Origin of the sequence: Ancylothrix sp. D3o (assembly GCF_025370775.1) — a bacterium.
In the GTDB taxonomy this organism is placed as follows: Bacteria; Cyanobacteriota; Cyanobacteriia; order Cyanobacteriales; family Oscillatoriaceae; genus Ancylothrix.
This window is the reverse complement of record NZ_JAMXEX010000068.1, coordinates 1-5,686: the sequence shown is the minus strand read 5'-3', so window position 1 is coordinate 5,686 and position 5,686 is coordinate 1. Positions and strand designations below refer to the sequence as shown.

Here is a 5,686-nt window from a genome sequence, read left to right as displayed (position 1 = left end):
TAAGCTCTACAATTACTAATTCACAAGGTAAAAACCGCAGTTTATCAGGTAAAAATCACAGTTTATAAGGTAAAAATAAATTGAGTATAATTACTTAAGATTTTCTTAAATAAAGTTTTGTAAAGCTGTGTAGTGTTAGCGTAGTATCATTCTGGTTGTGAGTGGTTGAGCGTTAGGGAATTGGGGGGAGATATTGGAACTTGATGAATTATCGTAGTTCAAGGCGAGTTTAGACTTAGTAATTGATAATTAGGAGTGCTAGAATTATGGATTTTGTTGGTAAGCTTTTGCTTGTTATGCCGTAGATTAAGATGCGAAACCTTATTATATGTTTTGGAACAAGTTGCTGCTATACTTTTACAGCATTCGGATTTCAGTTAGATGTATTATTGGAGGGTTAAAAGCTTTTTATAAAAAGTTGACTATGGCTGTTTGCTAAAGCGAAGGTTATTAAATATTTCTATTTCTTAAGATAGAAGTCACATCAATTTACAAAGGCGTATAAAGATAGGAGAAAGCCAAATAAATCACCATCTCTTAATACTGATTCATGGTGGCGTTTTCAACGTCTATCTCTCTATGGCGTGCCCTTAAAGAAGGCATTCCAACAATTTTTTAGTTTCCAGCATTACCGAGCTAATTGGCGAGCGTAGGGTGCTTCACTTTTTGTCGCATTCTTCACGGGAAGCTGATAACTAAAGGGCTGAACAATGTAGTAACTCCATAAACGGGAGGTGCAGCAATTCCCATTGGCCAGCGTAAAAATACGCTTTGTCTAATTTGTTAGAATCATTACCTTTTTAGTATTACTAGCAAGATGGTCGATGATTCTTGCCAAGGCTGATGATTGCTTAGCTTCAAAAAACAATCTGAAGTTGATTGATCTGAGTGCTAATTGGCAACTGCAAATTGGGGTCAATAATTAAAGCTCCTAATAAAGGCAGCCAATCTTGTTGGAGTAGTTGCCATAAACCATTTTTGTTGGAAAACGCAATCATTACCATGTGTTCTTGTTGCTCGGAGCAAGGATGATAACTGTACACTGGCTGAACAGTATGGTGGTCAGTTAACTCTCTGTTCCTGAAGAAGATTGTTTAGTTAGGTTGTGTACAAGTGTCGCTTTTGAGAGATAAATAAGGCTTTTCAAGAACAGTTTGAAAATCTTGATGAGGAAAAATGGCCAGTAAAGATACACAAGGGGCATCGCTCCTTATTGTGTTGGATTTGGGTGGAACAGGAACTAAGTGCATTTATGGGTTAGGGGATGCTCCCCCCATCTCACTTTGGATAGAGCCGGAAGTGATTCCGGTTACTATAGAAGCAGTAGAAGATGTACAAAGTTTTGTTGGTGCTGCGGAGCCTGAGAATAGTTGTTGGTTAGGATATAACGGCCAGTATGTAGCGATTGGCTATTTAGCACAACGTAAATTCTGGGGAAATTCGAGGCTGGCTGAATTAAAAATAGCAACAGCACCCTGGAAAGCTCTAGCAGCGTTATGGATAGCAGCCGAGAAGTTGAAGTTAGGCTCAAAATTTGAAGCGGTTGTTTGGGCCTTGCTACCTGGAGGGGAGATGGCGGGAGCAGAGCAATTCGAGAAAGATTTAAAGTTAATGGCAGCTAAGTTTGAAACCCCCACCGGCCCCTATCAAATTCAGATATCATCCTTTGAATGTTTACCAGAAGGGGCTGGTGTTTTTCTGTCATTGACCTACAAACAGCAGTATGCGCGACTGCTCAAACAACGAGTGTTAACGATTGCCATGATTGGTTATCGGAATGCTTCAGTTCTCCTTTCATGGAAAGGTGTATTAGATGTAGGAGGGACGAGTGCATTAGGGATGGATAAATTGGTGAGTTTAGTTGCCAATAAAACAGGAGCAGATAAAAACAGCATATTGGGTTCAATTGTTTCATCTAGTTGGAATTTGAAATCGGCTGAATTAATGGGAGGTAAGCAGGAAAACGCATTAGAAAAAGCGATAAAGCAGGCGCAACAAAGTTATTGGTCAGCTTTAAGATCGTGGTTGTTGAATACGATACCAGAGGATTCAGGAATGATTATTTTTTGTGGGGGAACAGCTGATTATTTGAAGCCGATGTTGGAGAAAGAATTTGGCTCTCTTTATCGGCTGGATTGGCACGCCCAAACTGCTATTCCTACGCGGCTTGATACATACCTGTTAGGTAATCGATTAGCTGATGCGTATGGAGTTTACACATACCTGATTGAAGAATATACGACGAATAAGGGCCAAACTTATGCCTAAGCAACAAGATTTTCGTTTTCGTTATCAGCCGGAAGATGGAACGGAAGATGCTTACTTAGTTGAGTATCTCAAAACCGTGCCATTAGGAGAGCGGAGAGAGATGATTTTAGAAGCATTACGGGCATTTTGGTTGCCTATAGCGTTAAAGGAAGCACAAATTAATTCTCAATTTCTCAAAACAGTTGGATTAAGAGAGTTGAGGAATTTAGGCTATCAACTGGATTTGTTGAGGGAAGAACTTTCTCTTAATGCCCCATCTTTAATTATTGTCCAAAAGGGAAATGAAGGGCAGTCAAGATTTGATGAGTTTTATGGGGATAAAAAAAGTGAAAGAGCATTGCCTGAAGAGGGGCTATCGGGGGGTCAACGTGGTCAAATGTTGCAAAACTTCGTGAAAAAGAAACAATAGGAGGAAATTATGGCAAGGGTTAAATCGAGTAACAAAGCAGTTCCTAAAGATGTTGAACAGCAGGCTGCTAAGGAACCAGCATCTTTACAGCCAGCAGTTGAAACAGAATTTACACCTAACCCGATGACAACCGAGGTAGTAACAAACGAACTTGAGAGGCCGGTGGAGTCAGGCGAATTGCAAACGCAGGCGGGGCAATTAGGAAAATCCGCACCGCCAGAAGAGATGGTACAGCCAGTAGAACCAGAGTACAAAGTAGAGTCGGTGTACCAACCAAACTCAAGTCCGGCACTAGAAGCAGAGCAGACAGTAGAACCGGTGTACGAGCGAGACTTCTCTTGGACAGTAGAACCAGAGCAGACAGTGGAACCAGAGCCGGCATCCGAAGAGGTTAACTCAGTTGAGTTGCAGCCTCCAGTAAAATCTGAAGTGGTAGTAGAACCGGCATCGACAATAGAACTGAAGCAGCCTTCTGAAGTGGAATCTGAGAATCTCGTAGAACCGGCATCGACAATAGAACTGAAGCAGGCTTCTGAATCGGAAACAGTAGCAGAATCTATAGATCCAGTTCAGTCCCAGCCTTTATCTCCTTCAGCGCCGACAAAAGATTCAAAGCTTAAAGGTTATGTACCCAAAACGGCAGGAACCAAAAAACGCATCCATTTCTGGAGTGGGGAATCAGGAGGTGTAGGAAAATCCACCGGCTGCAAAGCAATGATTCACTATCTGGATGCAGTATTAGACCGTCAAGATTTTCGGTTGATTGATGCTGACCGCAGTAAACCAGATGTCAAAGATGCGTATTCTACGGCATTAGGTGAGCGGTGTTTAGAAGGCTTTTTCTCAGAAGCCACTGATTTATTTAGCAAAGCTGATGAGATTCTAAATGCTGCATTATATGGGGATGTGGTAGTTAATCTACCGGCCTCAGTTGGAGCCGCACTAGAACAGTGGGTGAAGAATACTGATTTAATTCTGGTGGCGGCTGAATCGAATATTGAGTTAATTGTGTGGTTTGTCAGCAATGGTAGCCCCGATAGTATGCGCCTGTTCTACGAAAGTTTGGGGCAATGGGGAGCCGGTGTAAATCATGTTTTAGTCCGTAATTTTGGACTAAATCGTAACAGCGAAGTGTGGGAAAAATTTGCAGCTTCAGATGAATACCAGAAAGCAAAACAGCAGCATGGATTTAAGGAATTTGATTTGCCGATGTTATACGACGCGGCCAAAATATCAGGAGCGACAGTTCCCCTCCAAAACTTTGCTGCCAATCCTCAATTATTGGGTATTGCCGGTGCATCCCGTACTCGTAAATTCCTCAAAGATGTGTCAGCCTCCTTTGATGCCACCGGCCTATTTGAACGGCCATCTGTGACAAGTTGATTTCGAGGTTGACCGGCCCCGTTGGGTGGTGAGCAAGAAACAGTTGCCCTCACCGGCCTATCTCTCGCCGCCACCTTTCGCCAATTTTGGTATCACCGGCCTACCTGAAAGCCCATCTTTCGCCAATTGATTATCGGTATCACCGGCACCAGATCGGTACTCTGTTCTTCAAGAAGAGGTTCTCATGGCATCTGAATTGAAAGGAGCAATTCATATAGTAGGAGGGGAACTCCCCGCTGTCGGTAAGTCGGTAGTCAGCCGGGTGTTGTGTGAATGGTTGGGGGACTATGCCGGCCTGGTGGATGCAGATCCAAAACAAGATGCTGGTTGCTACTTCGATAATCGCTTATTTTGTTCATCCCCTCCTCCTTTACCAGAAGCGGCATACTGGGGGGATGAGATTCTACAGTTTGCCATAGATGGAGGGTTAGCCGTTGTCAACCTTCCCCCCCATTGTTGGCACGAAATACAAGCGTGGTGGCAAGCAGTTGATTTATTTGATTTGGCGTCTCGGGAGGGTATTGGTTTGTGGTTGTGGTGGGTGGCCGGTGTTAATGCTGAAAGTATGGAATTATTCATGCAATCACTAGAAACTTACGGGTCAAGAATGCCTCATGTTTTGGTAAAAAACCGACATTTATTTAATTGTTGGGATGTTGGGGAATTATCAAAATGGCAGGAATTTTGGTCTGAAGTGGAAAGCCGGCCCACCTTTAAAGCTTCTCAGATGCGAGGGGAATTATATAGTTTGGAGTTCCCTAAATTATTCTGGGTAGAAATGCAACGGCTATCACAGGACAAAATTAAATTTACGGCAGCCATCAATTTAAAAGAGCCTGCGGGTTCCCCTAGAGCCGGCTGTTATAAATTTTTCCTAATCAGCCGGTCACGCTATTGGCGATTTGTGAATAAAGCATTCACAGCAATTTCTAGCATTTTAGGTGAACGTCCTTTATTAGAGGATGTTGAACCCACCGAAGAATATGAGGATGAACAACAGCTTTTAGTGGGTGATATCCCATTTTGAGGAGCTTGCTTTGGATGGCTTCCCCTTGTGGTGAAAAACTCCAGACTACAGTTTCCACCGGCATCTGAGATGAACAAAAATCCCGGCAATTTCTTCCCACCACCGGCATCTGGGATGAAAAAAAAACCCCAGAATAGGTGAGTACCACCGGCGCCTAAGATGAACAAAAAACCCCGCAGATGGAGGTTTTCACCACCGGCATCAGGGATGGAAAAAAAACAGTGAGCATTCCCACCATCGACCCATTACCCCGGCATCTGGAATGAAAAAAAAAGCCCCCACCGGGGCGACTGACACACGGGGTAGTCCGTGTGTCGGATCTGGAGGCTAAACTTTCTTGGATTTGCGCTGGCCTTTCTTCCCTTTTGGGGTTGATTTGGGTGCCGGTGCAACCAGTTCTGGGGTTTCATCGGGTGCCGGTGCAACCAATTGTTCCTCTGTCGGTTGGGATGCCGGTGCAGCCACTTCTTCTGGAGTGAATTCGGGTGCCGGTGCATCCAGTTCGTCTGGGGTTTGATTGGGTGCCGGTGCAGCCACTTCTTCTGGGGTTCGTTGGGCTGTCCACCAAGCAGCAATGCGTTCTCGACGAGAAGCGCGCG

General features: G+C 44.0%; 5 protein-coding genes and 1 pseudogene. 4 read left to right on the top strand and 2 right to left on the bottom strand.

The features are described 5' to 3' along the window. Nucleotides 1-857: 857 nt before the first annotated feature. Entirely contained in the window at nt 858-998 is a 141-nt protein-coding gene (locus tag NG798_RS26655) for a hypothetical protein (protein ID WP_261226751.1), read from the bottom strand. Nucleotides 999-1,176: 178 nt separating this feature from the next. Here NG798_RS26655 and NG798_RS26650 point away from each other — a divergent pair, with 178 nt between their 5' ends. From NG798_RS26650 to NG798_RS26635, 4 genes are all read left to right on the top strand, one after another. Next, nucleotides 1,177-2,268 (top strand): ParM/StbA family protein, encoded by a 1,092-nt coding sequence (locus NG798_RS26650; protein WP_261226750.1) that lies wholly within the window; start codon nt 1,177-1,179, stop codon nt 2,266-2,268. Continuing rightward, nucleotides 2,261-2,677, top strand: coding sequence for a hypothetical protein (locus tag NG798_RS26645; protein WP_261226749.1), 417 nt, complete (start codon nt 2,261-2,263; stop codon nt 2,675-2,677). Before NG798_RS26650 ends, NG798_RS26645 begins: the two co-directional genes overlap by 8 nt. A gap of 9 nt (nt 2,678-2,686) precedes the next feature. Beyond that, nucleotides 2,687-4,060, top strand: a complete 1,374-nt coding sequence (locus NG798_RS26640; RefSeq protein ID WP_261226748.1) for a hypothetical protein — start codon at nt 2,687-2,689, stop codon at nt 4,058-4,060. A gap of 184 nt (nt 4,061-4,244) precedes the next feature. After that, nucleotides 4,245-5,087 carry a hypothetical protein gene (locus NG798_RS26635; protein ID WP_261226747.1) on the top strand — a complete coding sequence of 281 codons (843 nt, stop codon included), beginning with the start codon at nt 4,245-4,247 and terminating at the stop codon, nt 5,085-5,087. A 327-nt stretch (nt 5,088-5,414) separates the two neighbouring features. On the opposite strand, the pseudogene NG798_RS26630 reads toward NG798_RS26635, so the two are convergent. After that, nucleotides 5,415-5,686: pseudogene (locus tag NG798_RS26630) on the bottom strand (hypothetical protein); the annotation flags it as partial.